This is a genomic window from Ensifer sp. ENS11 (assembly GCF_014851895.1).
Lineage (GTDB): Bacteria > Pseudomonadota > Alphaproteobacteria > Rhizobiales > Rhizobiaceae > Ensifer > Ensifer canadensis.
Genome location: NZ_JACVAN010000013.1, coordinates 38,861 through 65,774, shown reverse-complemented (window position 1 = coordinate 65,774; position 26,914 = coordinate 38,861). Strand labels below are relative to the sequence as shown.

Annotated in this window: 28 protein-coding genes and 1 pseudogene; 22 read left to right on the top strand and 7 right to left on the bottom strand. The window is 59.4% G+C overall.

Annotated elements, in window-relative coordinates:
- The first annotated feature begins 40 nt into the window (after positions 1–40).
- Positions 41–913, top strand: coding sequence for an ArdC family protein (locus IB264_RS22485; RefSeq protein ID WP_192434140.1), 873 nt, complete (start codon positions 41–43; stop codon positions 911–913).
- A 114-nt stretch (positions 914–1,027) separates the two neighbouring features.
- Here IB264_RS22485 and IB264_RS22480 read toward each other — a convergent pair whose 3' ends face one another.
- Positions 1,028–1,501, bottom strand: a complete 474-nt coding sequence (locus IB264_RS22480) for an Lrp/AsnC ligand binding domain-containing protein (protein ID WP_192434138.1) — start codon at positions 1,499–1,501, stop codon at positions 1,028–1,030.
- 158 nt (positions 1,502–1,659) lie between these two features.
- On the opposite strand from IB264_RS22480, the gene IB264_RS22475 reads away from it, so the two are divergent.
- The 4 genes from IB264_RS22475 to IB264_RS22460 all read left to right on the top strand — a co-directional run bounded on the left by IB264_RS22475 (position 1,660) and on the right by IB264_RS22460 (position 5,090).
- Entirely contained in the window at positions 1,660–2,556 is an 897-nt protein-coding gene (locus IB264_RS22475; RefSeq protein ID WP_309141666.1) for a DMT family transporter, read from the top strand.
- Positions 2,557–3,061: 505 nt separating this feature from the next.
- Positions 3,062–3,370: a DUF736 domain-containing protein gene (locus IB264_RS22470; protein WP_057213826.1), complete on the top strand. Its 309-nt coding sequence runs from the start codon at positions 3,062–3,064 to the stop codon at positions 3,368–3,370.
- A gap of 342 nt (positions 3,371–3,712) precedes the next feature.
- Complete coding sequence (locus IB264_RS22465) at positions 3,713–4,501, top strand: transporter (protein ID WP_375154983.1); 789 nt, start codon at positions 3,713–3,715, stop codon at positions 4,499–4,501.
- 106 nt (positions 4,502–4,607) lie between these two features.
- On the top strand, positions 4,608–5,090 hold the full coding sequence (locus tag IB264_RS22460) for a two pore domain potassium channel family protein (RefSeq protein ID WP_192434134.1): 483 nt from the start codon (positions 4,608–4,610) through the stop codon (positions 5,088–5,090).
- 413 nt (positions 5,091–5,503) lie between these two features.
- Here the strand turns inward: IB264_RS22460 and IB264_RS22455 are convergent, their stop codons facing one another.
- Positions 5,504–5,950, bottom strand: a complete 447-nt coding sequence (locus IB264_RS22455; protein WP_084814625.1) for a DUF2721 domain-containing protein — start codon at positions 5,948–5,950, stop codon at positions 5,504–5,506.
- A gap of 523 nt (positions 5,951–6,473) precedes the next feature.
- Positions 6,474–7,133 (bottom strand): hypothetical protein, encoded by a 660-nt coding sequence (locus tag IB264_RS22450; protein ID WP_192434132.1) that lies wholly within the window; start codon positions 7,131–7,133, stop codon positions 6,474–6,476.
- Positions 7,134–7,669: 536 nt separating this feature from the next.
- Here IB264_RS22450 and IB264_RS22445 point away from each other — a divergent pair.
- Both IB264_RS22445 and IB264_RS22440 read left to right on the top strand, forming a co-directional pair.
- A pseudogene (locus IB264_RS22445) lies at positions 7,670–7,777 on the top strand (DUF736 family protein); the annotation flags it as partial.
- A gap of 301 nt (positions 7,778–8,078) precedes the next feature.
- Positions 8,079–8,249, top strand: a complete 171-nt coding sequence (locus IB264_RS22440; RefSeq protein WP_192434128.1) for a hypothetical protein — start codon at positions 8,079–8,081, stop codon at positions 8,247–8,249.
- 459 nt (positions 8,250–8,708) lie between these two features.
- Here the strand turns inward: IB264_RS22440 and traG are convergent, their stop codons facing one another.
- Genes traG through traC form a run of 3 tightly spaced genes read right to left on the bottom strand, consistent with a single transcriptional unit; the run spans position 8,709 to position 11,182 of the window.
- Entirely contained in the window at positions 8,709–10,679 is a 1,971-nt protein-coding gene (gene traG / locus IB264_RS22435) for a Ti-type conjugative transfer system protein TraG (RefSeq protein ID WP_192434126.1), read from the bottom strand.
- On the bottom strand, positions 10,666–10,881 hold the full coding sequence (gene traD, locus IB264_RS22430) for a type IV conjugative transfer system coupling protein TraD (protein ID WP_192434124.1): 216 nt from the start codon (positions 10,879–10,881) through the stop codon (positions 10,666–10,668). The genes traG and traD overlap by 14 nt, the downstream gene beginning before the upstream one ends.
- Before the next feature lie 4 nt (positions 10,882–10,885).
- Complete coding sequence (traC, locus tag IB264_RS22425; RefSeq protein ID WP_192434122.1) at positions 10,886–11,182, bottom strand: conjugal transfer protein TraC; 297 nt, start codon at positions 11,180–11,182, stop codon at positions 10,886–10,888.
- A gap of 254 nt (positions 11,183–11,436) precedes the next feature.
- Between traC and traA the strand changes: the two genes are divergently transcribed.
- The 13 genes from traA to IB264_RS22360 all read left to right on the top strand — a co-directional run bounded on the left by traA (position 11,437) and on the right by IB264_RS22360 (position 24,927).
- Entirely contained in the window at positions 11,437–14,739 is a 3,303-nt protein-coding gene (gene traA / locus IB264_RS22420; RefSeq protein WP_192434121.1) for a Ti-type conjugative transfer relaxase TraA, read from the top strand.
- A gap of 8 nt (positions 14,740–14,747) precedes the next feature.
- Positions 14,748–15,302, top strand: a complete 555-nt coding sequence (gene traF / locus IB264_RS22415) for a conjugative transfer signal peptidase TraF (RefSeq protein ID WP_246811808.1) — start codon at positions 14,748–14,750, stop codon at positions 15,300–15,302.
- Positions 15,292–16,458, top strand: a complete 1,167-nt coding sequence (locus IB264_RS22410) for a conjugal transfer protein TraB (protein ID WP_192434119.1) — start codon at positions 15,292–15,294, stop codon at positions 16,456–16,458. Before traF ends, IB264_RS22410 begins: the two co-directional genes overlap by 11 nt.
- A gap of 13 nt (positions 16,459–16,471) precedes the next feature.
- A complete protein-coding gene (locus IB264_RS22405) occupies positions 16,472–17,095 on the top strand; it encodes a conjugal transfer protein TraH (protein WP_192434118.1) in 624 nt (207 codons plus the stop codon).
- A 74-nt stretch (positions 17,096–17,169) separates the two neighbouring features.
- Entirely contained in the window at positions 17,170–17,583 is a 414-nt protein-coding gene (locus IB264_RS22400) for an MbcA/ParS/Xre antitoxin family protein (RefSeq protein WP_192434117.1), read from the top strand.
- Entirely contained in the window at positions 17,577–18,275 is a 699-nt protein-coding gene (locus IB264_RS22395) for an RES family NAD+ phosphorylase (RefSeq protein ID WP_192434116.1), read from the top strand. The genes IB264_RS22400 and IB264_RS22395 overlap by 7 nt, the downstream gene beginning before the upstream one ends.
- A 306-nt stretch (positions 18,276–18,581) precedes the next feature.
- Complete coding sequence (locus tag IB264_RS22390) at positions 18,582–19,604, top strand: ABC transporter substrate-binding protein (protein WP_246811815.1); 1,023 nt, start codon at positions 18,582–18,584, stop codon at positions 19,602–19,604.
- Between the two features lie 12 nt (positions 19,605–19,616).
- Positions 19,617–20,519: an ABC transporter permease gene (locus IB264_RS22385; RefSeq protein WP_192434115.1), complete on the top strand. Its 903-nt coding sequence runs from the start codon at positions 19,617–19,619 to the stop codon at positions 20,517–20,519.
- Positions 20,516–21,319 (top strand): ABC transporter permease, encoded by an 804-nt coding sequence (locus IB264_RS22380; RefSeq protein WP_192434114.1) that lies wholly within the window; start codon positions 20,516–20,518, stop codon positions 21,317–21,319. Before IB264_RS22385 ends, IB264_RS22380 begins: the two co-directional genes overlap by 4 nt.
- On the top strand, positions 21,316–22,401 hold the full coding sequence (locus tag IB264_RS22375; RefSeq protein WP_192434112.1) for an ABC transporter ATP-binding protein: 1,086 nt from the start codon (positions 21,316–21,318) through the stop codon (positions 22,399–22,401). Before IB264_RS22380 ends, IB264_RS22375 begins: the two co-directional genes overlap by 4 nt.
- 113 nt (positions 22,402–22,514) lie before the next feature.
- Positions 22,515–23,381, top strand: a complete 867-nt coding sequence (locus tag IB264_RS22370) for a TauD/TfdA family dioxygenase (RefSeq protein WP_192434110.1) — start codon at positions 22,515–22,517, stop codon at positions 23,379–23,381.
- Between the two features lie 38 nt (positions 23,382–23,419).
- On the top strand, positions 23,420–24,070 hold the full coding sequence (locus tag IB264_RS22365) for an RraA family protein (RefSeq protein ID WP_210335655.1): 651 nt from the start codon (positions 23,420–23,422) through the stop codon (positions 24,068–24,070).
- Positions 24,067–24,927: a carbon-nitrogen hydrolase family protein gene (locus IB264_RS22360; protein WP_192434108.1), complete on the top strand. Its 861-nt coding sequence runs from the start codon at positions 24,067–24,069 to the stop codon at positions 24,925–24,927. The genes IB264_RS22365 and IB264_RS22360 overlap by 4 nt, the downstream gene beginning before the upstream one ends.
- Here IB264_RS22360 and IB264_RS22355 read toward each other — a convergent pair.
- A complete protein-coding gene (locus tag IB264_RS22355) occupies positions 24,924–25,157 on the bottom strand; it encodes a helix-turn-helix domain-containing protein (RefSeq protein WP_192434106.1) in 234 nt (77 codons plus the stop codon). The genes IB264_RS22360 and IB264_RS22355 overlap by 4 nt on opposite strands.
- Positions 25,158–25,236: 79 nt before the next feature.
- Between IB264_RS22355 and IB264_RS22350 the strand changes: the two genes are divergently transcribed.
- A complete protein-coding gene (locus IB264_RS22350) occupies positions 25,237–25,662 on the top strand; it encodes a helix-turn-helix domain-containing protein (protein WP_192434104.1) in 426 nt (141 codons plus the stop codon).
- A gap of 233 nt (positions 25,663–25,895) precedes the next feature.
- Positions 25,896–26,897 (top strand): ornithine cyclodeaminase, encoded by a 1,002-nt coding sequence (locus IB264_RS22345; RefSeq protein WP_210335654.1) that lies wholly within the window; start codon positions 25,896–25,898, stop codon positions 26,895–26,897.
- Positions 26,898–26,914: the final 17 nt, after the last annotated feature.

Below are 26,914 nucleotides of genomic sequence, written 5' to 3'. Positions count from 1 at the left end.
AAGCTCCCGCCGCTTAGGCGGTCCAGAAAGGAGCCACACCATGCACACCAAGCGCGACACCTATCAGGTTATCACCGACACCATTCTCCAAGCCCTCGAAAACTGCGGCCCTTGCGAGCGTCCCTGGATGGGCCCGGCGCTGACCATGCCGGTCAACGCCGTGTCAGGCCACGAATATCGCGGCACCAACGTCCTCATGCTGTGGGTCGCCGCCCAAGAGGCAGGCTACGCAGAAAACCAATGGGCGACCTTCAAGCAGTGGTCCGAAAGCGGTGCGACCGTCCGCAAGGGAGAAAAAGCTACCCCAGTCATCTGGTTCAAAATGCTCGAGCGCAAGGGCGACGACGTCGGCGACGATGACGAGAATGGCCGCCACATTCCCTTCGCCCGCCTGAGCTGGGTGTTCAACGCCGCCCAGGTCAATGGCCACCAGCGCGAGAAAGTACGCACGCCTAAGGACGACCAAGTCTCCCCAATCGAGTTGGCCGATGGGCTTGTGGCCGCCAGCGGCGCGAACATCCGCCACGAGGGCGCACGGGCCTTCTACCGGCCAAGCACAGACGAAATCGTTTTGCCCCCACGACATCTTTTCACCGGCACCTCTACCAGCAGCGCCACCGAGGCGTATTATGGTGTTGCTCTTCACGAGTTGACGCACTGGACTGCGCCGCGCCTCCAGCGCGAGTTCGGCAAGCGCTTTGGTGATGACGCCTACGCCGCCGAAGAACTGGTCGCCGAGCTGGGTGCAGCGTTCCTCTGCGCCCGTCTGGGCGTTTCGGCCGAGCCTCGCGCCGACCATGCGAAATACCTCGCCAGTTGGATCAAGATCCTGAAAGATGACCGCAAGGCGATCATTACCGCCGCCGGCAAAGCGGCTGCGGCCAGCGACTACCTCCTGGCTTTCCAAGGCTAAATGGAAGCGAAGGAGCGACCTACAGCGCCGCGCGTCTTATTAGACCGCAAAGGTCGATCGCAGTTCATCAGCACTCGCGCGATTTGCCCTGTTCGGAACACTTGCGTCAAAGCCTCAAATCGGCAACAGGGCGTCAGGTTTTACATCTGCAACGGATGCGTAGGTATGGGTCTCCCTTACACCGGGCAAAGGCAAGATCACCCGCTCCAGAAAGTCCTGAAACATCGACATGTCGGCAATTCTCGCTTTGACGAGATAGTCGAAGCCGCCGATGACCATGTGGCATTCCAATACTTCCGATGCATTTGAGATTGCCTCGGAAAACCGCTCGAAAATGTGCGGAGCGGTGTGATCGAGGCGGACCTGAATGAACACCACAGTTCCCCGGCCAACCTTCTGCGGATCAAGGATCGCCCTGACGGCTTTTACATAACCCTCCCGGAACAGACGTTTGACGCGCTGGCTCGCCCCAGTCGGCGACAAGCCGACCCGGCTCGCCAGTTCGAGCGTGGTACGGCGGCCGTCTTCCTGCAGCAGCCTCAGCAGGTTGCGGTCGATTGCGTCGAGTTCGGGAGCTTCGTGTTTCACGCAGTTTGATCCATAATCGAGTTATACTCACTTCAAAATCACGAAATCAATATATTCAGACACGCACGCTTGAGCAATACGATGTGATCGTTGTTTCCCGGTACATTCGGTCGCCTGCCAATGGCCAGGCCGGGTCCCCTGCCCTTCCGGAGGCAAGAGTGCGTATTTCGATCCTCGCAGACAGTGACGGCAGCAAGCGGATGGCTATTTTAGCAGGGGCAGCATTCGTCGCGATTACCACCGTGCAATTCGTGGCCGCCCGCTTCAGCTTGCGGGAACATCTGACCGCCGCCGATATCGTCGGCTTGCGGTTTGCTGGCGCTCTTTTCGTCTTCCTGCCGGTGCTATGGAAGACCGGCACGGCAAAGCTGAGGCTGTTAGGCTGGCGCAAAGCCGGTCTGCTGGCACTGCTGGTGGGATTGCCTTACACCCTAATCATCAATCAGGGGCTGACCCACGCCCCGGCCGCCCATGCCGCAGCCCTGTCTCCCGCCTCCATCGTCTTCTTCTCGTTCCTGCTCTCGCGCCTCGTGTTCAAGGACAAGGTTTCCCGCGCGCGCATCATCGGCATTGTCGCGATCATCGGCGGACTGCTTCTGTTCGTTTCTCCCGCAGCCCTCAAGACAGGCGACACCCTGCGCGGCGATCTGCTCTTTGCGGGATCGGGGATCATGTTCGCGCTCTATGCGGTGCTGGTGAGGTTCTGGTCCGTCGACGCGATAACGGCGGCGATCGCCGCTGTCCTCTTCTCCTGCTTGCCGCTGCCCCTGTTGTACACCGTGGCGCCGAGTGGTCTCGCAGCTGCGTCCATAGCCGAGATTGCGACGCAATTCGTGATCCAGGGCTTCCTTGCCGGTGCGGTTGCGATCGTTCTCTACACCTATACGGTTCATCAACTCGGCCCGCGAGAGGCCTCGCTGTTCATGCCGTGCATTCCAGTGACGACGGCCGTGATCGGGATGGTAGTCCTCGGGGAAATGCTGACCCTTCCCCAGTTCGTTGCTATCGCTGCCATTACATTTGGAATGGTGTTCCCAATGCTGCAAAAATCCTGAATTTCGCGGCAAGTTCACTGGCGTGGGACATCGATAATCGGCTTTGCCTGACACCACCTCGCCTTCAGGCGACCAGTCGCGACTGAACGTTTTCGTTGGGCCTGTTGGATGCAACCGTCCCGTCAGGTGTTAGACACCGTATTCGTCGAACATCGCGGCCTGCGGAAATGGATCGAACATACGACGCCGATCGGGAGGCTCCATTCGTCAGAGGCTGCGATTGCCATGTCCCACTCACCCGCTATTGACAGCGCTCCCTTGGCGGTCTCGATGAGGCGTGTCTGACCGAAGATCGGCTGCGCCTCGATCGTCCTTCCGCAACGGCAAGTCGGCGTTTTCTTACCCCTGTCAGCTGCGCCGCTATTCCTCGCGCACTAACAAAACTGCGACTTGCCGCCCTCCATTCCATTGCGGCCCTATGGGTGCGGACCAATCGTCCCCGGTCCTTGCGACAGCCATCGAGGCCGCAATGGTGCGGCCCGACACAGCGAAAAGGAACACGACAATGGCAACCATTGGCACCTTCACCTCCACCGAAAACGGCTTCAACGGCTCAATCCGCACCCTCGCACTCAACGTCAAGGCTCGCATTGCCAGGGTCGAGAACCCCTCCGACAAGGGGCCGCATTTCCGCATCTACGCCGGTAACGTCGAACTGGGCGCGGCCTGGCAGAAGACCTCCGATCAGGGCCGCGACTATCTTTCAGTGAAGCTCGACGACCCGAGCTTCTCAGCCCCGATCTACGCGACACTTGCAGAGGTCGAAGGTGAAGTTGACCTCAAGCTCATCTGGTCGCGGTTGAACCGGGACTGAGACTTAGATTATGGCCCCGCTACATCAGCGGGGCCTACCTCGTCGAATACGGTATCTGCGGCAATGCTGTATCCATTGGAAATAGACCCCGAAGCAGCACGGCAACATCGCCGTAGACTCTGGATCGACTGCCCAGAACAGATTTCCGCTTTTAAAAAAAAGGGGCCCCGTGGAGCCGTTGTCACCGCCCACTTTTTTGCCGTGTGTGGTCGCCCTGCACTTGCGACGAAAACAAGACTCAATCATCGTCGGCTGTAGCATGCGACCTGGGGGTTCCTGCATGGCTCCATCGGTTGTTTGAAACTACACGCAGGTAGGAGCATGACTGTGGCATCAGGTTCGCTGAAACTCTTGAGTTACGCCGTCCTTCTCACGTCCATCACCGCATCGGCGCATGCCCAGTCCAGCAGCGAGGAGCTAGCGAAGAAGCTCTCAAACCCAATTGCGTCGCTGATCAGCGTTCCATTCCAATTCAACTACGATCAGGGCTACGGACCGAACGACGGCGATCATACCGTGGTGAACATCCAGCCAGTAATTCCAATTTCGCTCAATGCAGACTGGAACCTGATTTCCCGTACGATCCTGCCTGTGACCTGGCAAGACGACATTGCCGGACCGTCGGGGAGCCAGTTCGGCCTCGGTGATACGCTGCAGAGCTTCTTCCTGTCGCCAGTCAAGCCAACCGATGGAATCATCTGGGGTGTTGGCCCGGTATTTCTGATTCCCACAGCAACCGACGAATTCCTTGGGAGCGGAAAGTGGGGCGCGGGGCCAACCGGCGTGGCTCTCAAGCAAGACGGGCCCTGGACCTTTGGGATATTGGCGAACCATGTGTGGTCGTTCGCCGGACAGAGTGACCGGGCGGACGTCAGTTCAACGTTCCTGCAGCCCTTCATCTCTTACACGACGCCGGAAGCCTGGACCTTCTCCTTGAACACGGAGAGTACCTATGACTGGGAAACCAATGACTGGTCGGTTCCAATTAACTTTCAAGTCTCCAAGGTGGTAAAGTTCGACGAACAGCCCGTGAGCTTTGGCGTGGGCGCGCGTTACTGGGCGGAATCGCCGGAAAACGGGCCTGACGGCTGGGGAGTACGAGCAATCGTCACGTTCTTGTTCCCAAAGTAGCAACTTTGCAACGCTCACTACTGTGCCGTCGAAACTCTGGCTTTTGGCGACACTTGAACCTCGCCCGCTCGCTAATTCGGATCGGGCGCGTTGCCCTTGGATAACCATGGACAATTTATCTGCTCCCAACCCAATTCTTGAAATAGCGCTTGGGACCGTCATGGTCATTTTGATCATGTTGGTACACGGCGTTGGCATTCGCACGATCAATCGGCGTTTCAGCAGGTCCTGGGTTCTCGTGAACAACACCACGCCGCATTGGCGTATCAATCTCTTGCTTGCGGTCGCGATCGGATCGCTGGCAATCCTTCATTTCGCTGAGACTCTCGTGTGGGCAGCGCCGATATCGATGATGGGGATAATCCCTTCAATGCGGGACAGCTACTACTTCGTCCTGGAGAGCTACACGACGCTTGGTGAAGGCACGGTAAAACTTCCTGATAGTTGGCGTTTGATCGGGCCGATCATGGCGGTGTCGGGCTTGTTTACATTCGGATGGACGGGCAGCGTTCTGGTTAGCATCATGACCGAGTTCGGCAAGCTCGACAGAGGGCAGGCCAAGAAGGAATCGAAAGACTCCGAAGGATGAACGGCAAGGCTTGGGACGCACCAATATAGGTAAGATGACTTAGTTTTCGTTGGTCAGTTTTGACAATCTCGACGTCGCCGTCATGCTAGCTGAGGCACGGTATGATCGCTAAAGGATCACCGGCGACGTGTTCTACATCACATGGGAGCTGATCCGCACAAGCCCCGCTGCGTCTTGGCCTACAGCGTCGGCGTGACGCACTTCAGGAGTTACGCTCTGCTCGAAGATCAGAATGGCCGGCTTGATGAGTTCGGTGGAGTAAGAGTCCAGTCGATGTCGAGCGGGAGGACAGTGCCACGTGGGTGGACGCGGTCGTCGGCCTGCGCGAGGACTACTTCTTCACCCCGGAATCCAGGCGACGGGCCGGGTCCGGTGGGCGGCGGCGGCCCCGCGTCGACTGGGATGGCGGCCCGTCAGCGCATTGGCGATTTCGGCGAATTGCAGTCGTCTTGCTCAATCTGGGAGAGCCTGATGTCCTGCAGGAGGCGGAAGAGCGACGCCGCCAGAAAGCCGAGAGCCGCCATGAACAAAACGGCGGCTCCTGGTTCGTGGCGGTACCCAACAAAGGCGATGACGAATCCGAAGATCAGCAGAAACGTGACGCCGATTCCTGCCAACACGGCCAGGTGAAGCGCATTGTTGAGCACACGTTCTCGCCGCCGCAGTTCGGCCATTTCCTTCTTCAACCACGCTCGGGCATCGCTTTCGTCGAGCTCCCGGAGCATTCTGATCCGCTCCGTTACGCCGGAAATCCGATTGGCCAGAATCGCCACCATCGCAGCGACCGCGTTGAGCATGAACGCCGGCGCGACCGCGTGACTAATCATGTTCGAAAGCTGGTTAGCGTCAACAGAGACCATGTTTCTCCCCCGGGTGTTTTTCCAGATCGCCCCGTACCCATAAACGCAAATTCTACCAGACCAATCCGACACTGATGAGTTGAACGCGTGTACCGGACGAACAGCGAACCGATCGCCAAAATCGCTACTCGGTTCTGCCCTGTTTAACCACGGCGTGGTACCCGGATGCGGTTTACTTGGATACATCATTGGTGCGGCCTTAACACCACCGGATATGTCCAAGGCGAATTGTATCATCGGACCCTCGCAGGACTGGTCGGCCGGCGCCCGCTTCTATTTGGACTTGCCGGACGATCCCTTCCGCTGGTGACGCGGGTTTCATGGGAGGACAGAAGGCGCGCTCATCGGACTTGACGCCTCGGCGGCTGATGGCTCGGGGCACGACATAACTGGCGTTGTGCTTCATACACTGAGGTTCCAATGGCCGCCCAGCCCGCTGAACTTTGCGTAACGCATGGCGCAACGTAGGCCAGAGGGTCCAGCAGCTTGGAGCGGCCGTAAGCCCGCAATCGCGGTTAAGACACTACGGGATGACATTGACTGCACGCGCGGCCACGAGCACGAGTGTCAGGAGCGCGATGGCGCTTTCGAGCATCATCAGGAGCTTCGCGCGCGGCGTGAGCGGCAGCACGTCGGTAGGACTGAAAGCCGTAGCGGTATTAAACGCCAGAAAAAGATAGTCGACATAGAACGGCCGCCAATTGGCTGATGCGAATTCGGGAGCCGACGACTGCGGAAAGAGCCAGTCAGGTCTCCTTGATATCCCACGCGCGATGCGTGAGGGACCACCAGAATCGACCTGCCAATAGAGAAGCGAGAACGCCAGAACGTTGGTGACCCAGATCGAAAACGATGAACTCAACAACGACACCTTTCGCGTCTCGGGCGGGTGAATTGTGATGATCCCTATCATGTCGCCAAGTTCTGCCGCCGTATTGGCAACGTAGAGACTGGAAAGGAGCAGGATCGCAACGTGCTCGATCCGCAGCCAGACAGCATTCTCGGTCGACATCGTCACCATGATCATTGGAGCAATAGTTGCTATCAGGACCCCGAATGACACCCATCGAGGCAGCGCGGAGACGTGATGCGGTAGAACCTGCAAAAAAGCGTAGACCGCAATGATTGCCAGAACCGGGGGCCAGCGGCGTTCGTCACGACCTTGTTGGATGACATTGCTCATCGCGCGGTCCTTGTTGAGATCTTGAAGTTGCCAACGCCTTCCTGCTGCATCCGCCACAGGTGTACGTCATGTTACGCTATGCGCCTGTGATGCCCTACCTCATCGCCTAACCCTGTCGGGTGTCCGTCCAACCCGACCGCCCTTCGTGCCGATGAGGCGATCAATGAAGTTGCCGCTTACACATCGCCCTTGAGATTTCCGCTCATGAGCCTGCCCCCTCGTCGAACCGGACAAGGTCCGTTTGCGCTGTCCGCCACGCAGACATCAACAAGCGCTCACTCCCGTTTCATCTCGCCACGCGAACGATCTCCACACGCAATTGGTGGCATTTTCGTATTGCCAACGCGCCAGTCAATTGCCCTTAAGGGATCCTTTCCGTCTGCTTCGAAAAGGATCATTATCTCGTGCCCCTCTCGGAGCTGGGCCAAATTCTTCCACTACCTTTATAAAGCCGCCGCGTGCGCTACCAAGTGAAGCAGGCGCGAATAGAGCCAGTCCTCTCATAATCACGTGTGTGATCAACGTCATGCCGCATGAAAAGAGGTGCGCGACACGATTCGCGGAAGCAAGTCTTCCTCTCGGTCAAGCTGGACGACCCGAGCTTTCCGGCTCCGATCTACGCGACGCTCTCCAACCGGGACTGAGATCCCAGCCAATCGGCCTCGCCGTTCAGGCGGGGCCTCCCTTCCGTTCTGACGAAGCCGAAGGCGGGCATCGAACCCGCCTTCGGCTTTGGGTGCCATACGGAGAGGTGGGGTCTGCTCATATCGAGGCAATCATGCCGTGGAGCCGGGCCAGCCTCAAGGACGTCGCGGTTCCCCCAAAATGCTGGCGCATTTCCGGCTCCCCCACTCGCCGCCGCCGGCGGTCGCTTGCGCGATCCTTGACCCCAACCCGCCACCACTTCGGCGGGCGTCATCTTTCTCAAACGTCAAGGAGACGAAGATGACGATTACCCTCGAAATCCAGGTTGAAGAACTTCGCGCTGAACTGAAGTGCTCCTTTGACAGCGCCGAGCGCCGCCAGATCGAGGCGGAGCTCGAACTCGCCCAGGCCGAGCTGGTCGTGATGCTGGCCGAACAGGACGGTTTCATCGAAGTCCAACCGCCCTTCTGAGGGCGGCATCTCACCTGCGCTACCAGACCGCCGACGTTCAGCGACGGCCAGGAGCAATACGTCGCAGCTCTCCAGTCGATCTCTTGTCATCGACATCGGGGATGTTGGTCGCAACCGCCTACATTATAATATTCCTCGTGCGTTGCGGCTCCTCGCAGAAGCAAGGTTCAGGAGCCGGAAGATCCTCCAGCCGTTTCGGCCTCTCAGGTGCGCCCACCGTCCGGCAGCCGATCTCCGCGATATCAGCAATTCGAAAGGAGAAATCACCATGCAACAGCTCGCTCAATTCCTCGCCGCCATAGGCCACGGGGTCCGTGTCGCGGCGAGGTGATCTGTCACTTCTTGGGCGAAATGGGACTGTCGCGATCAAGGTCCCGCTCTTCATCGATACCGGGACGTCGTTGATTGGGAGTGAGGCGCTGGTTGGGCGCACTGCAGCGACCTGGGATTGGCGAGGACCTATCCATTCAATGCGTCTTGTTCGGATTGCTCGGATTTTACCTTTCCGAGATTCCCATGGGTCTGATGAAACCTGTTCGAGCCGACGCAACTGTTCATGTCTTCGCGCCGAAACCAGATCGCTCGGCCGCATCTGAGCGGCGCGTTGCCAGCGGTGAAGACTATCTGCTCGTCAGCGCGCATCTCAAGAACTTCGTGTGGCTGGATCAGCGGCCTGGCGGCGAGCTGCTTCGATCGCGTGCGCGACGACCCCTTCGCTTGAAAGCCTCGACTGACTTGGTCGATCTCGACCGTGGTCGTGCCGCAGCGACGCGAGATGTAATCGGCCGTTTCCGGATCGTTGATGGCGGAAAACGAAATCCAGCTTGCGCTCTCGAACCACTTGCTGGCAGCGTCGCGGCCACCGTAGGTTTCTCGCATCTGGCCGATAGACTGGTAGATCATGATCAGAGCAATGCCGTACTTGCGGCCAGCGTCGCGGGCGGTTTCCAGAATGCGCATGTGGCCGAGGCGGGCGACCTCATCCAGCAGAAATAGCGCGCGTCCATCTACTCCCCCGTCGCGATTGTAGATCGCGTTCAGAAACGATCCGATGAGGACGCGGGCCAATCCCGCATGCGTTTCGAGCGTCTTGAGGTCTATGTTAATGAAGACATCGATGGTCCCAGCCGCGAGTTCGTCCGTGGAGAAGCTCGATCCCGACACCAATGCCGCGTAGTTGGGATAAGAAAGCCAATGTGTTTCCTTTACTGCATTGGCATAAACGCCGCTGAAGGTTTCGGGCGTCATGTTGACGAAAGCAGCGGCATTCTCCTTTACAAAGTCCGACCGCGAATTCTCGTGGATTGTCTGAAGACGTTCGCGAAGTTTCGGCTCCGGTTCGGCCAGATTCTTGCGGACCTGCCGCAGCGTCTGACACTCCTTTATCGTGTGCCCGGACAGGCAAACGTCGGCGATAAGTGCAGTCAGCAATTGTAGTCCCGAAGCGCGGAAGAAATCGTCGCGGATACCGTTTGTACGCCCGCTGTCGCTTACGATCCAAGACGCGACAGAGGCTATATCCTCCTCCTTCGTTCCTCCGAACCGGCCAATCCAGTCCAGAACGTTCACGCCCGTTTCCGGCCGCTTCGGATCGATTACGAAGGTTTGCCGTCCCGCGCTGCCGCGGTGGTCGGTGACCATCGGAGCAACTTCATTGGAAGGGTCGAGGACCACAAGCGTGCCGCCCCATTTCAGCGCGGTGGGGATTGTCACCGACGTCGTCTTGAAACCACCGGAGCCAGCAAAGACAATGCCGTGCGACGAGCCGAATGCGCCATCGAAGCATAGAAGGGGTGCCTTACCGCCACGTCCCCAGGTATCCGGATTGTCGGCTCGAAAAGACTGGGCTGCGACCCCGTCCCTATCGACGCGGTAACGCTCGCCAATCACGATACCGCCAGCTTCGGGAAACAGTTTCGCCGCGTCTGGCAGCTTCATCCAGTCGGCTTCACCGTGAAGCGCGCGCTTGCCGCGCACGCGTCGTGGCCCTTGCTGTGCGAAAGCAGCATTTCCCATGAGCGAGACGCGCAAGGCAAAGCATGCGGCCATTGCGGCGGCCGCTGCGCCAACCATTGTCGCTGTGTCCACGTCGGAAAACGCTATCCGACCGGCCGGCACCTGGCGGATCGCCGTTGAAAACCGAATTGTCTCACGAACTGCGGCGATGATCATCGTCGCGAGAGATCCGGTGAAAACGCCGATACCCGCGAGCTTGATATTGGCAGAGCCGGCACAAGAAAACAGGAAGACAGTTCCGATCGCCGCAGCGCAGATATAGGGCAAGGCAACACCCGCCCGCCCGAGCGTCAGTTGCGCAGCCTGCGTGCTGCCGAACGCTGCCAGCCAGTTTTCGATACCCGTCAGTCCGATGGTGACCAGGATCATCAGCGCGACGGGTGCAGCAAAGAGCGCGATCCTAATCGCGGTCATTGCCGAAGGCCTCCGCGCCAATTTCCATCAGCCGCGATCGTTCGCCTTCGTCAGCTTGCAGCCGGCGGCCCAGATCGATCAGGCCTCCGAGAAGAAGTGCGCGCTTTTCGTAGCGCAGCCCAGCTTTGACGATAAGGCCGCCGAGCTCGATCTTCTCGCGCGTGTCCTTTTTCCGGTCGTTGGATGTGATCGTTCGGCTCATTCGCTCAAGCCTCGCTGCCGTCGCCCGCATGCGCGCCAGACGTGACCGTCGCGCCCGATGCGGCGTCAGCGCGACCTCCACCGGCAATCTTTCCGGCAGTCGACGGAGGCCTGACTGTGCGAAAGTGTTTTGCCAGTTCCTCAAATGCTATTTGCAGCTCGGTCTCGTCGATCTCTATCTCGCCGAGCCCGGCTTTGAGCGCGATGCGGCCGATCCGTTCGGCTTCCCGTGTCTCCGCCTGTTTCAGCTGCTCGTGGAGCCTCGCGATCTCTTCGCGAATTTTCGAGGAGGGTTTCTTCATTCCCGATCGGTCCCTTCATGCCGTTTCAACTTTGAACGGCATGAACTTCCTTGAGATCGGCGCGCCGATCTACTCTCACAAATGAGAGTTGGCGGAGCCAACCCCTCTGGTCATCATCCCGGCTGTTCCAAAGGAGCGGCTTTCAAGGGCGCAATTATACGTCGCTGACGCGACGCCCTTGCTTGAGGCTAGTCCAAGCCTTTCCCTCCCGACGAACCCATTGACTTCGTTTACAACCGGGAAAGAACACCGCCATGGCCGTCCCCCACTTCTCCGTCAGCGTCGTCGCCCGTGGCTCCGGCCGCAGCGCGGTGTTGTCGGCCGCCTATCGCCACTGCGCCAAAATGGACTACGAGCGGGAAGCCCGGACGATCGACTACACCCGTAAACAGGGCCTGTTGCATGAGGAGTTCGTTTTCCCGGCTGATGCTCCCGTTTGGATCAAGAGCATGGTTGCTGATCGCTCGGTCTCGGGCGCTTCCGAAGCTTTCTGGAACAGGGTCGAAGCCTTTGAGAAGCGCGCCGATGCGCAGCTTGCCAAGGATGTAACCATCGCACTTCCCATCGAGCTGACCGCCGAGCAGAACATCGCCCTCGTCCGCGAGTTCGTCGAAAGGCATATCACGTCGAAAGGCATGGTGGCGGATTGGGTCTATCACGACGCACCCGGCAATCCGCATGTGCATCTAATGACAACATTGCGCCCGCTCACCGTGGACAGTTTCGGCGGCAAGAAGGTCGCCGTGCTCGGACCTGACGGTAACCCGATGCGCAATGATTCCGGCAAGATAGTCTATGAACTTTGGGCTGGGAGCGCGGATGACTTCAACACGTTCCGCGATGGCTGGTTCGCGTGTCAGAACCGGCATCTGGCGCTTGCAGGCATCGACATCCGCATTGACGGCCGGTCCTTCGAAAAACAAGGGATTGAACTGGCGCCGACCATTCATCTCGGAGTCGGGACAAAGGCGATCGAGCGGAAATCGAAGTCTACCGAGCAAGCTCTTCCGCTTGAACGATTGGAGCTGCAGGAAGAACGACGCGCGGCAAACGCCCGCCGCATTCAGCGCAGTCCGGAACTTGTCCTCGACCTCATCACCCGCGAGAAGAGCGTCTTTGACAGCCAAGATGTAGCCAGGATCCTGCATCGCTATATTGACGATGCCAGTCTGTTTCAGGACCTGATCGCAAGGATCCTACAGAGCCCTCAGACACTCCGTCTTGAACGCGAGCGGATTGAGTTTGTCACCGGCCTACGGGCTACTGCCAAGTACACGACACGGGAACTGATCCGGCTCGAAGCCGAGATGGCCAATCGCGCGATCTGGCTATCTCACCGTTCGTCGCACGGTGTCGGGCAAGCGGTTCTGAAGACGACATTCTCGCGTCATGCCCGCCTGTCGGAGGAACAGCGGGCCGCGATCACACATGTCACAGGGGCCACGCGGATCGCGGCCATAGTCGGCCGCGCTGGTGCCGGCAAGACCACGATCATGAAGGCGGCCCGAGAGGCCTGGGAAGCGGCCGGCTATCGCGTCGTTGGTGGGGCGCTCGCCGGTAAAGCTGCCGAGGGACTGGAGAAAGATGCAGGCATTTGGTCCCGCACGCTGGCGTCGTGGGAGCTACGCTGGAACGAGGGCCGCAACCAGCTCGATGATAAGACCGTCTTCGTTCTGGACGAAGCAGGCATGGTCTCGTCGCGGCAGATGGCGATGTTCGTCGAAGCGGCGACGAAGGCTGGGGCCAAGCTGGTTCTGATCGGTGACCCGGAACAGCTGCAGCCGATCGAGGCGGGTGCCGCTTTCCGGGCAATTGCCGACCGCATCGGTTACGCGGAACTCGAAACCATCTACCGCCAGCGCGAGCACTGGATGCGCGAGGCCTCGCTCGATCTGGCGCGGAGCAACGTGGGAAAGGCCGTCGATGCCTATCGTGCGCATGGGTACTTCAAGGGGTCGGAGCTAAAGACGCAAGCGGTCGAAAATCTGATCGCCGACTGGAACCGTGACTACGATCCGCAAAAGACCAGCTTGATCCTCGCACACCTTCGGCGTGATGTCCGGATGCTCAACGAGATGGCTCGTGCCAAACTCGTCGAACGCGGCATCGTCGCTGAAGGATTTGTGTTCGGGACTGAGGATGGCAAGCGCAAGTTTGCCACCGGCGACCAGATCGTGTTCCTGAAGAATGAGGGCTCGCTCGGCGTCAAGAACGGAATGCTGGCAAAGGTCGTGGAAGCCGCGCCGGGCCGGATCGTCGCCGAGATCGGCGAGGGTGAGCACCGGCGTCAGGTGACTGTCGAACAACGGTTCTATCGAAACGTCGATGTCGGCTACGCAACGACGATTCACAAATCCCAGGGCGCGACTGTTGACCGGGTGAAGGTGCTCGCATCGTTGTCGCTCGACCGCCATCTCACCTATGTCGCCATGACCCGCCATCGCGAGGATCTCGGTGTCTATTACGGCCGCCGATCCTTCTCGAAGAGCGGCGGATTGATTCCGATCCTATCGCGTAGAAATGCGAAGGAAACGACACTCGATTACGAGAAGAGTGCCTTCTACCGCCATGCACTTAGGTTCGCACAAGCCCGCGGACTGCATCTCGTCAATGTCGCGCGCACCCTCATGCGTGATCGTCTTCAATGGACCATTCGGCAGAGCCCGAGGCTTGCCGACCTCGGTGCTCGCTTCGTCACCATCGCCGAGAAGCTCGGTCTATCCGCAAGCACCAGAACCGCGGAAGCAATCCAGGAGGCAAAGCCTGTAGTTTCTGGCGTCACGACATTCGCGAGATCTCTCGAAGAGGCGGTGGAGGAAAAGGTCGCCGCCGACCCCGGTTTGAAGATCCAATGGGAGGATGTCTCGAAGCGTTTCCACTTCGTCTACGCGCAGCCGGACACCGCATTCAAGGCCGTCGATGTCGACGCCATGCTGAAGGACGATGCCACAGCGAAATTGACCATTGCCAGGATCGGCGCAGAACCGGAAAGGTTCGGCGCGTTGAAAGGCAAAACCGGCGTCTTCGCCAGCCGCACGGATAAGCAGGATCGAGAGCGTGCGCTTGCCAATGTTGCCGCACTGGCTCGAAATCTCGAACGCTATCTGCGCTCGCGCGCCGAGACGGAACGCCGCCATGAGATGGAAGAGAGCGCGGCTCGGCTCAAGGCATCGATCGCGATCCCTGCTCTGTCTGAAAATGCAAGGCAGATCCTTGAGGGTATCCGCGATGCAATCGAACGCAATGATCGTCCTGCGAGTGTTGAACTCGCCCTAGCCGACCGCCAGGTGAAAGCGGAGCTGGAAGCTTTCACCATGGCAGTCAACGCCCGTTTCGGCGAGCGCGCGCTCCTCGGGATCGCGGCCAAGGACGCGAACGGCCAAGTGTTTTCCAGTGTTACAGCGGGAATGAACCCGACACAGAAAGCCGAAGTCCACGAGGCGTGGATCTCCATGCGTACGGTCCAGAAACTCGCCGCGTCAGCGCGCACCACGGAGGCGCTGAAGCAGGCAGAAACCTTGCATCAGACACAAGCGAAGGGGCTTTATCCGAGATGACCGTTGGCATGTTCGTTACCACGCGTCGTCGACGCCGATCATGGCGGTTTGTCGCAGCAGCGATGACGGTGGCCGCCATCGGTGCCGCCGGCATCGTCGTGTTCGGGACGTTCGGCGGCCGCATCAATGTTACGCCAAGCGAACCGCTCGGCCTCTGGCGGATTGAGCCACTCGATCGACCGGTCATGCCGGGCGATCTCATCTTCATCTGTCCACCGGTCAACGATGTCATGCGCAAGGCGCGTGCCAGAGGGTATCTCCGCTTCGGCCTGTGCCCAGGTGGACTCGCGCCTTTGATCAAGACGGTTGTTGCCGTTGGGGGACAGCGCGTCGACATCGGCGCCGATATCCGCGTTGATGGCGAGGCGTTGCCGCACTCGAGGCTTGCCGTGCGGGATGGCGCGGGCAGGAAACTACAGCCATTTGCCAGTGGCATCGTACCTGTCGGGCACGTCTTTCTTTTTTCGAGCTTCGCCGGTTCATACGATTCCCGATATTTCGGTCCGCTCCCGCTGTCGGGCATGCTTGGCCGTGCCCGAGAGGTGGTGACCTATGCGCCGTGAACACTGCCTTGTCGTGGGCCTCGTCGCTCTTTCCGTGGCTGCCGGTTGGGTTGGATGGAGCGGGAAAGCTCTGCTTCTGCCAGTGGCGTTCGCCTTTCCGGTTCTATGGTCACAAGCACCGACGCGGACAGGTGCCGCTCTCGTTTCCGCGGGCTATTTTCTCGCGGCGTCGCGCGGCCTGCCGCAAGGCGTCGCCAATTACTATGAGGTGGACCTCTGGTCAGGTCTTCTGCTTTGGTTGGCAGCCTCCGTTGCCTTTGTCGCTGTCCACACCGCGCTTTGGTCAGAACGGTCGGGAAAAGGCAGGGCCGTCCGCTATATCATAGCCGGCGTACTCATGGCGGCTCCGCCTTTTGGCATCACAGGATGGGCACACCCGATCACGGCCGCCGGCGTCGTTTTTCCGGGATGGGGATGGTTTGGATTTGCCACTGCTGCAGCCGGCCTTGCAGTCCTGACGACTTGGCTCTGGCCGGCTGCAGCAATCGCCATATCTGGCTTTTGGCTTTGGTCCGCCGCTCTCTGGACGGACCCAGTCTCACCCGAGGGGTGGCGCGGGGTCGATCTCAAACTGGGTGCGGCTCTTGGCCGTGAGGGCAGTTTGCAATGGCACCGTGACCTGATTGCAACGGTTCGGGACGAGGCGCAGCAAGGCGTCCGTCTGATTGTCCTGCCGGAAAGCACGCTCGGCTTCTGGACGCCGACCGTCGAGCGTATCTGGACCGATGGCTTGAGTGGTCTCGAAGTCGGTGTGGTTGCCGGCGCAGCGCTGGCCGGGCGGGATGGCTATGACAGTGTCATGGTCCTGGTTACGTCGATGGGCAGCACCGTGTTCTATCGTGCGCGCATGCCCGTACCCGGTTCAATGTGGCAGCCATGGCGCATTTTGCTCGGACAATCGGGCGGTGCGCGAGCGTATTTCCTTGCCAATCCGGTTGCGGAAATCGAAGGGCTGAGGATCGCGCCACTCATTTGCTACGAACAATTGCTCGTCTGGCCCTTCCTTCAGTCGATGACGCATGCTCCCGACGTGTTGGTGGCCATCGGCAATGGCTGGTGGGCGCAAGCCACATCGATCGTCTCGGTCCAGCGCGCAAGCGCGGTCGCCTGGGCTCGGCTTTTCGGCAAGCCGGTCGTGATTTCGTTCAACATCTGATTGGGAGAGCCGGATGATCGATGCCGCGCTGATCGAAGAATGCGCTGACCAATCCCTGAAGCCGGCCATTGTCGAGCGGTTTGTCGAGGTGGCCGGATCCTTGGATCCGCTATTTATCACGGCCCGATCGGGTGATCGGTTGATCCTCGTGCCGAAGGCAAGGGCACGTGGCGAGGCAATGGAAATCATCCGCCGGCATGTCGTCAGCTCCGTTGTGCGTGTCGGGATCACGCAATATCCAGCCAGCTTCGCCTTCAAAGACACGACTGATCCGAAGCCGGATCTCCTCGATGCCTGTGACAACCTGCGCATGGGAACGAAGATGTTTGCAAAGATCCTGCGGATCGTTGCGAAGTGGTATGGCAGCTCCCTCGAGAAGGATGTGTTGCCAGAGGTTTTCGAGGACGCCGTTCATGCTTGGAAGACAGGGGAATTCGAGGGCGCCAAGGTGTTTCGGGCGCAGGGTGCGGATTCCTATGCTGAAACTGCCGTTGATGATGCCGTAGAAGGCACACCTGATGAGGCTCACGGGCTTCAAACTGAACCCGTTGAAACTGATGAAAACTCCGTCGGAGCCGCCTCAGGGCGTTCTGAGATCCGTGTTGATCTTTCAAGGATCAATGGACCGGTGCGCTGAACATCCCGCTCATCGCGGCATGCTTGCCAATTGGCAAAATAGGATTATATTTATGCCAGAAAGTGAGGTGCGATATGCTGCTCCAACCGATTGTTGCCACGCCTGCTGCGACAAACAACGGTGTTATCACGGATCAGGAAGCCGGAGCGCTGGCACGCACGACCGTCAATCTGTTCAAGGCCTGGGAGCTTTCCGATGCCGAGGCGTGCACCCTGCTTGGCGGGCTTTCTGCGCGCACCTGGGCTCGATGGAAAGACGGTAACATCGGCAGAATCGACCGGGATCTGAGGATGAGAATGGCTCATCTGATGGGCATCCACAAAGGGCTACGCTATCTCTTCAACGAGCCGGCGCGCAGCTACGCTTGGATTCGCAAGCCCAACACCGCCTTTGCTGGCGAAAGTGCTCTTGCCATGATGTTGCGCGGCGAGATGTCCGATCTATCCGCCATGCGTGAATGGATCGATGCGGAGCGCGGTGCATGGTGAGTGGACTGGCCGTCCGCACCCTCGTTCAATGGCCGCAAACCTATCGCATCATCCGCTCGATCTATCCGCCGATCGATCTCTTTGAAGATATCGCCGACCCTCGCGACTGGGAAGCGCTCGTATCTGTAGAAGAAAAAACCAATCCACGCATTCGCCTCGAGGTCGGTGACCTTGGCAAGGTTCCGGCTGGTCGCCGCGTGGCCGGCCCGGGCGCAAGTCTGGTCATGGCGCCCTTCGTACATTGTTCCACGTTACGGCCTGGCCGCTTCACGGACGGTCGCTACGGGATCTACTATGCCGGCGATAATGAAGACGTTGCTGTTGCCGAAACCATTCATCATCATGAAAGATTCATGCGAGCAACAAGCGAGGGACCCGGTTGGACGGCTGACTTCCGTGTTCTTATCGGCAGTATCGATCGCGAGCTTGATGATGTGAGCGCGGTGCCGGATGCCCTGCATCCAGACGACTACACAGCGTCGCAGTTGGAGGGGCATGCCCTGCGCGCCGCAGGAAGCGACGGCCTCTTGTGGAACAGCGTTCGGATGCCGGGTGGACTATGCATCGGCATCTTCTGGCCGGACGTAATCCCGGTTCCGATGCAAGGCCGTCACTATAGCTATCACTGGGATGGCTCACGGGTCGACTTCGTGAAAAAGCATGACACCGGAGAGGTGTTGCAAGTCACCTGAGATATCGTGATCGCGGGGAGACAACGGGTGTTGCATCTTGCATTTGAAGGCAATCTCCAAGTCGCGACATTTGTCGAGCCTCTGTGGGTGCCTCCCAGCCTTGCCTACAGATCGCTGTCCGGCAGGGCCCCGTCGGTCTTGTTCGGTTGTAGCCGAACTCCTTGTTCGATGACTCGAACCATTGATTGCGACAGGACAATAATCCTAGCCGAACGGTATTAGACCCACGGACTCCAACCCAGCACCATTCGCCGTGAAAGACACACGAATGGGAGAAAAATCGTGGGAACAAAGCGATGCTTCGCATTGATCTTTTCCGTTGCCTTTGCCGGGCAATCCGGACTGGCCGGCGCCGAAACGCTGGTCCTCAACAGCTACGGCGGGCCATATGAGGCCATTATCCACGAAAGGATCATCAAGCCGTTCGAGGACCGTTACGGGATAGACGTCGTCTATGACGCCGTCGGTTCTGCGCAGCAGGACTACGCCAAGATCAAGGCGACCAGAGGTCGTCCGGGCTTTGATGTCGCGGTGATGACCGCGTCGCAGTCGCTTCAGGGCTGCGAGGATGGGCTTCTGGAGAAGCTTGACGCGGCTCTGGTTCCCAATCTCGGCAAGCTTGCACCCAGCCTTTCGCAATCGGCAGGCCCCTGTGGCGCCGTCCATGAAGTCCAGTACCTTTCGCTGCTCTATCGCACAGACACTCTGAAGGCCGCGCCGGACTCCTGGTCCGCCCTCCTCGATCCGGCACTTGATGGAAAGATCATCCTTCCGACCTTTCAAAACATCATGGCGGTCTATCTGCTTGAAATGATGTCGGTGAGCAATGGCGGTGACCTCCTCGATAATATCGAGCCGGGCTTTGCCGCCATGCAACGCGTCTCGGCGCACGCGATCGGGTTCGAGCAATCCTCGGCGATCCTTGAGAGCTACATGCGAGAAGGCACGGTCTGGGTAATGCCCTTCTGGAACGGACGTGCGCAACTGATGGTCGATGAAGGCGTTCCTGTCGACTACGTCAGGCCGAAGGAAGGCACGATCCCGCTGATCGCCACGCTCAATGTGCCGGTCGGCGCCGAGAATAAACCCGCGGCGATGAAATTCATCGACTTCTTCCTGGAGAAGACGAGTCAGGAGGCCTGGGTCGCCGGCTACAAGGTCGGAAGTGCGCGCAGTGACATCGACGTGCCGGAGGCGTTGCGCAGCCGTCAGATTACCACTGAGGCCGACCTCGAGACGCTGCACCTTCCCGACCTGGCGCGCCTGACGTCCAAGCTGCCCGAATGGGCCGAGCGCTGGGAACGCGATATTGTTCCGCAGGCACGATGAGAGGGCGGGCCGATGAACACGCTTGCCATCGAACTGCCCGCAACCGCGCAGCGCCGACGCATCTGGTCGCCCTTCGCCTATCTTGCTCTCTCCCCATCCTTCCTCGGTCTTTTGATCTTCTTCGCCTTGCCGATGGGAATGATGATCGGCATGAGCTTTGCAAGTGCAGAGACGCTCGCGCCAACGCTCGACAACTACGCCAGGTTCTTCACTGACGGTCTGTCGATCGCTGGTTTCTGTCGAACGGCTATCATGTCTGCCTTGGTTGCCGTCTCGGTGACGGTTCTCGGCTATCCGGTCGCCTATTTTCTAGCGCGCTCGAAAACGCGCTGGCGTGCGCTCGTCTTCGGGCTGGCTCTTGCGCCGGAACTGGCAGGCGTTGTGCTAAGGACCTACGGATGGCTCATCATCCTAGAGGATCGCGGGTTCATCAACGATACCCTGATCCATCTCGGCATCATCGCTTCGCCTCTCCCCTTGTCAAAGAACCTGTTCGCCGTCGTCGTCGGTCTGACGCATGTTGTGCTGCCCTTCGGGATCCTGTCGCTCACGACCAGTATCCAGGGCATTGATCCGAACCTCGAACGCGCAGCGCAGATGCTGGGGGCCTCAAGGCTTGCCGTCGTCAGGCATATCATCCTTCCGCTTTCGGTGCCGGGCATCGTCAGTTCGTTGCTGATTTCGTTCACGATGGCAGCCAGCGCTTACGCCACACCCGCCTTGCTTGGGGGCGCCGGCTTCAAGGTGCTGGCTACGATGATCTATGAGCAAGTGCTCTTCTATATCAACTGGCCCTTCGCCGCGGTCATGGCGATCGCGCTTCTCGTGATGATGCTCGCCATCTCGTTCGTCGGCGTGCGTTACGAAAGCCGGCTGCGTGCCCAGAGCGGCAACCTCAAGGGAGACGTGTCGTGAACAGGCTGCTTTCGCTATTATTCTGGCTTGCCTTCATTTCAGTCCTCGTCTTCATCACACTGCCGATTGTCGTCGTCGTTGCAGCGTCGTTGAGCCCGACATCTGGCGTCACGTTCCAACCGTGGGAATGGACGACCAGATGGTACGGCGATCTGTTCGCCGATCGCTGGCTTGGACCGTTCCTCACCAGTGTCAAGATCGCCGTGATTGTCGCGACCGTCAGTGGCGTTCTCGGGCTGCTCGCAGCCTATGCCGTGGTCTACGAACGCATACCGGGCAGCGATGTGTTGATGTCCTATCTGCTGTCGCCGCTTTCGGTGCCACAGATTGTCAAGGGCGTGGCCATCGTTCTCTTTCTGTCGATGATCGGGTTCCAGGGGTTTCTCGGAACGCCGGCCCTGATCGCCGCACATGTCGTGTTGGCTCTTCCGTTCGTCACGCGAATGGTCGCGACCTCACTTGCCAATTTCGATGGCAATCTCGATCGGGCCGCGCAGATCCTCGGCGCAAGCAAGGGCCAGCGTATCAGGCATGTGCTGTTGCCGATGATCAAACCGGGCGTGCTTTCGGGCGTTACCTTCGCCTTCATCATCTCGTTCAACAACATCCCGCTTTCGGTTTTCCTCGTGCGGCCTGGCGACACGACTCTTCCGATCACGGTGATCAACTATCTCGAATACAGCCTCGACCCGGTCATGGCGGCCGTCAACGTCGCCTCCATGATCTTCATCCTCGCGGTCATCTTTCTCTTCGAAAAGATCGGCGGGTTCTCGGCGCAGCTCCACGGTGGAAGCAAATGAACAATCTCGATATCGAACTCGTATCCGTCAGCAAATCCTTTGCGAACATGCCCGTCGTCAAAGACATCAATCTCGCTATCCCGCAGGGAGAGTTTGTCAGCATTCTTGGGCCGTCGGGCTGCGGCAAGACAACGACGCTGAACATGATCGCGGGGTTCAGCGCGCCAACACGCGGCGACATCCGCATTCGCGGGAAGAGCCAGATCCGTGTACCGCCGGAAAGGCGCAACATCGGACTGGTTTTTCAGAACTATGCCTTGTTCCCGCATATGACGGTTGCCGAGAATGTTGCCTTCGGCCTCAAGATGAAGGGGACGGCGCGCGAGGAAATCACGACCGCAGTGGCCGGTGCTCTGCGAAGCGTGCATCTCGAAGGGTTCGGCGGCCGTTATCCAAGGGAGCTGTCCGGTGGACAGCAGCAGCGGGTGGCACTCGCCAGGGCGATCGCGCCGCGCCCGTCCGTGCTGCTCCTCGATGAGCCTCTTTCCAACCTCGATCTAAAGCTGCGCGAGGCGATGCGGATGGAACTGAAGGAGATACACGAGCAGCTCGGGATGACCTTCGTCTACGTGACGCACGACCAGGAGGAGGCAATGGCGATGTCGGATCGGATCGTCGTCATGTGGCAGGGCGTCGTCGCCCAGGAGGGCAAGCCCGCCACGATCTACCGGGACCCGAGCACCCGTTTTGTTGCCGATTTCATCGGTAAGTCCAACATCCTTCCGGTCGCGGGCGTGACGCAGTGTAGCGGCTTTGTCGAGCTGGCGATCGACGATGGTGGTCCGGTACTCAAAGCCAGGTCCTGTGAGCGGACCGGAGATGTTCGTTATTGCTCCATCCGCCCCGAAAGCATCTCGATCCTTGAGGGAATATCGCCCGTGGCCGACGGCTTGAACCGAGTCCATGGTGTCGTGCGCAGGATCGTCAACCTCGGCGGCAGCTACGAGATCCTGGTCGAAGCCGGCGAAAACATAAGGCTGGCAGTTCTCGTCCGGTCCTCACGCTCCGGCGCTCCACCGGAGATCGGGCAACGCATCCTGCTCGGCATCGACCCCGGCGATATCCAGCCGCTTGCCGAGTGAAAGCACTGATAGGCCGCCCCAATAGATGCAAACGGATGGATATTGGAAACACCTTGGCGGCCCGCCCTACGATTGCTTCGACCTCATGGATAGGTCGACCAAGGAGATTGAAAATGCTGATGAAAAACAAACTTCGCGCCGTGCAGCACGACAGCAATGTGTGCGCGGATATCGAGGGCTTCGACTTCGACAACTATAGCGCAGACGACATCGCGCAGGTGCGGTCCTACTGGTTGCAGTACGGCGTCCTGCGCTTCAAGAGCACCACGATGACGGATGAGCAACAGGTCGCGTTTTCCCGGCACTTCGGCGAGTTCGTTATCCATCCCAAGCAGCTCCAAGAGGGCGGACATCCCACCCACAAGGAGATCCTTGTCATCAGCAATGCGATGACGGATGGAAAACCGAGCGGGGCCATGGGCAACAGTGAGGCAACCTGGCATACCGACACCTGGTTCTACGAGCGCCCGCCGGCCGGCGCGATCCTGCGTGCGGTGGCAGTGCCGCCGTCTGGCGGCGATACCTACTTCCTGTCTACCTATCTTGCTTACGATACCCTGCCTGACGCCTTGAAGAAGTCGGTCGATGGTCGGCAGATTTTCTTCCAGAACGTCTACGACAAGACCGGCAAGCTGCGGCTCGGCAAGTCCGTACCCTCCAGCCGTGATTTCCGGGAATGGAGTGGTATCGTCCATCCCCTGGTCCGCGCCCATGGCGAGACGGGTCGCAAATCGCTTTATCTCGGCGGAACGGCTGAAGGTGCGTGGATCGTCGGCATGCCTCTGGATGAAAGCGAGGCGCTTCTCGCCGAACTCTGGGATCACACGACCAATTCGAAGCTGGTCTTCGTCCAGCAGTGGAACGTCGGCGACATCATGATGTGGGATAATCGTTGCACGATGCATCGCCGGGATGGCTTCGACCCCGCGACGATCCGGATCATGCATCGCACCACCACCTCCGGTGAGCGGCCGGTCTGAACCGGTTCAAGCCACTTCCTGAGAAAAAGGCAGCCATCATGCAGGACTATCGGGTGAACGCTCGCAGCCCTTCCCTTCCGCTCGACCTTATCGATCTTCTGGGTTTGGTCGAGACCGCTACCATCGGGCATATCGAGCATTTGGGATTTGTCGGCGACAATGTTCGCCCGGTCGTACCTGCACGAGCGGCGGGATCGGCTGTGACCGTCGCGGCTCCGGGTCGCGACGGTACGGTCATCTATCGGGCCGTGGATCTATTGATGCCGGGAGACTTCCTCGTCATTGCGCGTGTGGATCGAGACGACATCGCCTGTGTGGGCGGTGGAGTTGCGACGGCAGTCAAGGCAAAGGGCGGGCGCGGAATTGTCATCGACGGGCCATGCACCGACGCAGACGAGATCGCGGCTGTCGGGCTTCCTGTCTGGTGCCGCGGGGTCTCCGCCAAGACGACAAACCGGGCCTTCCGGGTCGGTGGATCGATCAATGTCCCGATCGCCTGTGGCGGAGCAGCGGTACTGCCCGGTTATGCGGTGCTTGCGGACAACGAAGGCGTCTTCGTTGCTGATGTCGAGCGAATGCGGCAACTCGCTGAAGCCGCGATCATTCGCCAAGAGCGTTCGTCACGCGCGCGATCCCATCTGGCTTCCGGCCAGTCCATCTTCAATTTCAACCCGGAGGCAAACCCTTGAAAATCTCGCTCATCCAGATGAACTCGCAGCCCGACCGCGCGCTAAATCTTGAAGAAGCCGAGCGGTTGATGCTTCAGGCGATGGCTCTCGATCGGCCCGACCTCATTGTCCTTCCGGAGCACTTCGACTGGACCGGAGGGACGGTGCAGGACAAGAAAAATGCCGCAGACCAGGTGCCCCACGGACTGGCCTATCGGATGGTCCAGCGCTTTGCCGCCCAGCACGGCGTTTGGGTTCATGCGGGCAGTCTTCTCGAGGCGGTCGTCGGTCGCGAGCGCATCTTCAACACGACCGTCGTCTTCGACGATCACGGTCGCGAGGTGGGCGCATACCGCAAGATCCACCTTTTTGACATCACAGCGCCAGACGGCAAACGTTATGCCGAATCCGAAACGGTTGCGCCGGGCCGGGAACTGCTCATCTACCAGATGGGTGGCTTTAGGATAGCATGCTGCATCTGTTACGATCTTCGTTTCTCGCGTTTGTTCGACCGCCTGGCGAGCGAACGTGTAGATGTCTTTATCCTGCCTGCCGCCTTCACCCGGCAGACCGGCGCGGATCATTGGGAGGTTCTTTGCCGTGCACGCGCGATTGAGTTTCAGGCCTATGTCGTCGCCTGCGGTCAGTGCGGGTCCTATCCAATGCCGAGTGGCGAGGTCCGCCAAACCCACGGTCATTCCCTTGTTTGTGACCCTTGGGGGAAAGTGGTCGCCGAGATGGACGACGGTGTAGGAGTGCTGACAGTCACCCTCGAGAAAGAACCGCTGGATACGGTCCGCCGCTTGATCCCGATGACCGATCATCGCGTCGCCCTTCAGCGTAGCAAAGTTCGGGTCACCGGGTCGGTCGCTGACTAAGACGACGAGGCGTCGTCATCCTTCTCGAATCTCACAAGGTCGAGATGGCTCACGCCCAGAACCTGAGCGAGTTCGTAGAGGCTGACGATGGTGGGATTGCGCTTGCCGCGTTCAAGGTCGCTCACATATTGCTGGCTGAAGCCAGAGCGGGCAGCGACCTGCTCCTGCGTCAGTCCCTTTTCCCGACGCAGGCGCGCAAAGTTCCGGCCGACCAGCACTCGCATATCCATGCGTCAGTGATGGCAGTCGGTTCACAGCGAGTTTATCTACTATAGTATGTAAACGCTGAGTGGACGTTTCGTCCGTTCGATGCCGCGGGTTGATGAAACGGTGAAGCGAAATCCTCGTAAAGCGGATGAAGTCGACGCCCATGTCGGTCTTATGATCCGAATGCAACGTCGTGCGCTCGGCTTGAGCCAGATCGAATTTGCTGCCCGCGTTCAGATCAGCACCACGCAGCTGCGCAAGCACGAAAATGGGATGGTGCGGGTTGGTGCTGGCCGGCTGCAGGCCATTGCAGGTGTACTTGGCGTACCCGTATCGTTCCTTTTCGAGGGTGCAGGCGGGAGGTTTGCAACACCGTGCTGCTTCGATGAAGAGCTGGCATTCTTCCTGGCGTCCGCTGAAGGGCGGGAGCTGAACGACGCTTTCGAGCAGATTGCCAGCCGTCGGCTTCGCCGGGAGGTCGTTGCGCTCGTCATCTCGATTGCCACTCTTCGCACGCAGCAAGGCTAAACACTTTCAATCACTGCGCAGGGTCGTCGCATCTCAGTCGGTAATGAAACTGTCACTCGCATGCTCGATCGTTCATTTTCAAAACCGAATATTGCTCAACTGTTCACCCCCATTGGGCGGCCGACGTGCCTAAAGTTGCACCCGATGCAGCAGCACGGGAGGCGATAGTGGACAACGATGAGCGATGGATCGAGTTCGTAAGCGCGAACGAACTACGAGCACTCGGAGCCGAATTGAGCGTAGGCGAAGTGCATGCGGCGGTGGAACAGGCTTGGGAAGGCTTGAGGAGTGGTGCTGCAACGGGCGGCAAGGCGGTTCTGTCCCTGCCCGAAGACGAGTTCTGGCGCCAGCCGGACTTCGCGCCTTTTCGCGACGGATTTGCCGATCAGCGGCTGGGGTGGAAGCTTTCGGCGCTCTATAGCGTCAATGCGCGATATGGGGCTGTGAAGATCATCGGGGCCAATGCGTTCAATCGGCGCCTTGGTTATCCTCGCTCGACCTCGACCATCGTTCTAATGGACAAGTATACCCTACGGCCATTGAGCGTCTTGGACGGCACAAACCTTTCGGCGATGCGAACCGGGACCTATGCCTCGCGTTTCGTAGACGGCTTTCGCGCCCGGTACAGTCGGGTGGCACTCTTCCTGTTCGGAACGGGTCCCGTTGCGAGAAGCGTCATCGAGTGTCTGTCTTATAGCAGCGCTGATCTTGTCGCAGACATCTTTGTGCGCAGCAGGACGTTGGACGGTGCGCAGAGATTCGTCTCGGAGATGGCCGGTCGCAGCGCAATCCCGCTTCAGGCGGTTGCCGATAACCGTCGGCTTGCGGAGTGTTCGATCGTCGTGACCGCGTCGAACGCCCGTCAACCGGTGTTCGAGGACGCGGAAGTGGCGCCCGACGCGGCCGGCCTTCATCTTGGCGGCGATGAGGTACCCGAAGCCTATCTCAGGCGTGTTCTCAGAACAGGCGTGGTCGGTTGCGACGACATAGGAACCGTCTCTCGTCGCAACTCGCAAAGTCTTGCCTTGTATTTCTCGCGCAGCGGCCTTTCGCTCGAAACCGTTGGGCCACTTCTCGGTATCCGCGAGCTCTCGTCTTCACACGAGTGGGAGGCCGCCGAACAAGGGCCAGTTAGCCTCACCTGCGTCGGCCTGCCGGCGCTCGACCTCTACGTCGCGGCCGCTTGTTACGAGAAGTTCTGTGCCGCGCGCAGGGAGCGGGTCGAATTGCGCTAAGCCGCTCAAGCCCACGC

Excerpts from the sequence above, each read along its gene's own strand:
- IB264_RS22485 (WP_192434140.1), top strand. The coding sequence starts at position 41 with ATGCACACCAAGCGCGACACCTATCAGGTTATCACCGACACCATTCTC.
- IB264_RS22470 (WP_057213826.1), top strand. The coding sequence starts at position 3,062 with ATGGCAACCATTGGCACCTTCACCTCCACCGAAAACGGCTTCAACGGC.
- IB264_RS22460 (WP_192434134.1), top strand. The coding sequence starts at position 4,608 with ATGGACAATTTATCTGCTCCCAACCCAATTCTTGAAATAGCGCTTGGG.
- IB264_RS22455 (WP_084814625.1), bottom strand. The coding sequence starts at position 5,950 with ATGGTCTCTGTTGACGCTAACCAGCTTTCGAACATGATTAGTCACGCG.
- IB264_RS22450 (WP_192434132.1), bottom strand. The coding sequence starts at position 7,133 with ATGAGCAATGTCATCCAACAAGGTCGTGACGAACGCCGCTGGCCCCCG.
- IB264_RS22440 (WP_192434128.1), top strand. The coding sequence starts at position 8,079 with ATGACGATTACCCTCGAAATCCAGGTTGAAGAACTTCGCGCTGAACTG.
- traG (WP_192434126.1), bottom strand. The coding sequence starts at position 10,679 with ATGACCGCGATTAGGATCGCGCTCTTTGCTGCACCCGTCGCGCTGATG.
- traD (WP_192434124.1), bottom strand. The coding sequence starts at position 10,881 with ATGAGCCGAACGATCACATCCAACGACCGGAAAAAGGACACGCGCGAG.
- traC (WP_192434122.1), bottom strand. The coding sequence starts at position 11,182 with ATGAAGAAACCCTCCTCGAAAATTCGCGAAGAGATCGCGAGGCTCCAC.
- traA (WP_192434121.1), top strand. The coding sequence starts at position 11,437 with ATGGCCGTCCCCCACTTCTCCGTCAGCGTCGTCGCCCGTGGCTCCGGC.
- traF (WP_246811808.1), top strand. The coding sequence starts at position 14,748 with ATGTTCGTTACCACGCGTCGTCGACGCCGATCATGGCGGTTTGTCGCA.
- IB264_RS22410 (WP_192434119.1), top strand. The coding sequence starts at position 15,292 with ATGCGCCGTGAACACTGCCTTGTCGTGGGCCTCGTCGCTCTTTCCGTG.
- IB264_RS22405 (WP_192434118.1), top strand. The coding sequence starts at position 16,472 with ATGATCGATGCCGCGCTGATCGAAGAATGCGCTGACCAATCCCTGAAG.
- IB264_RS22400 (WP_192434117.1), top strand. The coding sequence starts at position 17,170 with ATGCTGCTCCAACCGATTGTTGCCACGCCTGCTGCGACAAACAACGGT.
- IB264_RS22395 (WP_192434116.1), top strand. The coding sequence starts at position 17,577 with ATGGTGAGTGGACTGGCCGTCCGCACCCTCGTTCAATGGCCGCAAACC.
- IB264_RS22385 (WP_192434115.1), top strand. The coding sequence starts at position 19,617 with ATGAACACGCTTGCCATCGAACTGCCCGCAACCGCGCAGCGCCGACGC.
- IB264_RS22375 (WP_192434112.1), top strand. The coding sequence starts at position 21,316 with ATGAACAATCTCGATATCGAACTCGTATCCGTCAGCAAATCCTTTGCG.
- IB264_RS22370 (WP_192434110.1), top strand. The coding sequence starts at position 22,515 with ATGCTGATGAAAAACAAACTTCGCGCCGTGCAGCACGACAGCAATGTG.
- IB264_RS22365 (WP_210335655.1), top strand. The coding sequence starts at position 23,420 with ATGCAGGACTATCGGGTGAACGCTCGCAGCCCTTCCCTTCCGCTCGAC.
- IB264_RS22355 (WP_192434106.1), bottom strand. The coding sequence starts at position 25,157 with ATGGATATGCGAGTGCTGGTCGGCCGGAACTTTGCGCGCCTGCGTCGG.
- IB264_RS22350 (WP_192434104.1), top strand. The coding sequence starts at position 25,237 with ATGCCGCGGGTTGATGAAACGGTGAAGCGAAATCCTCGTAAAGCGGAT.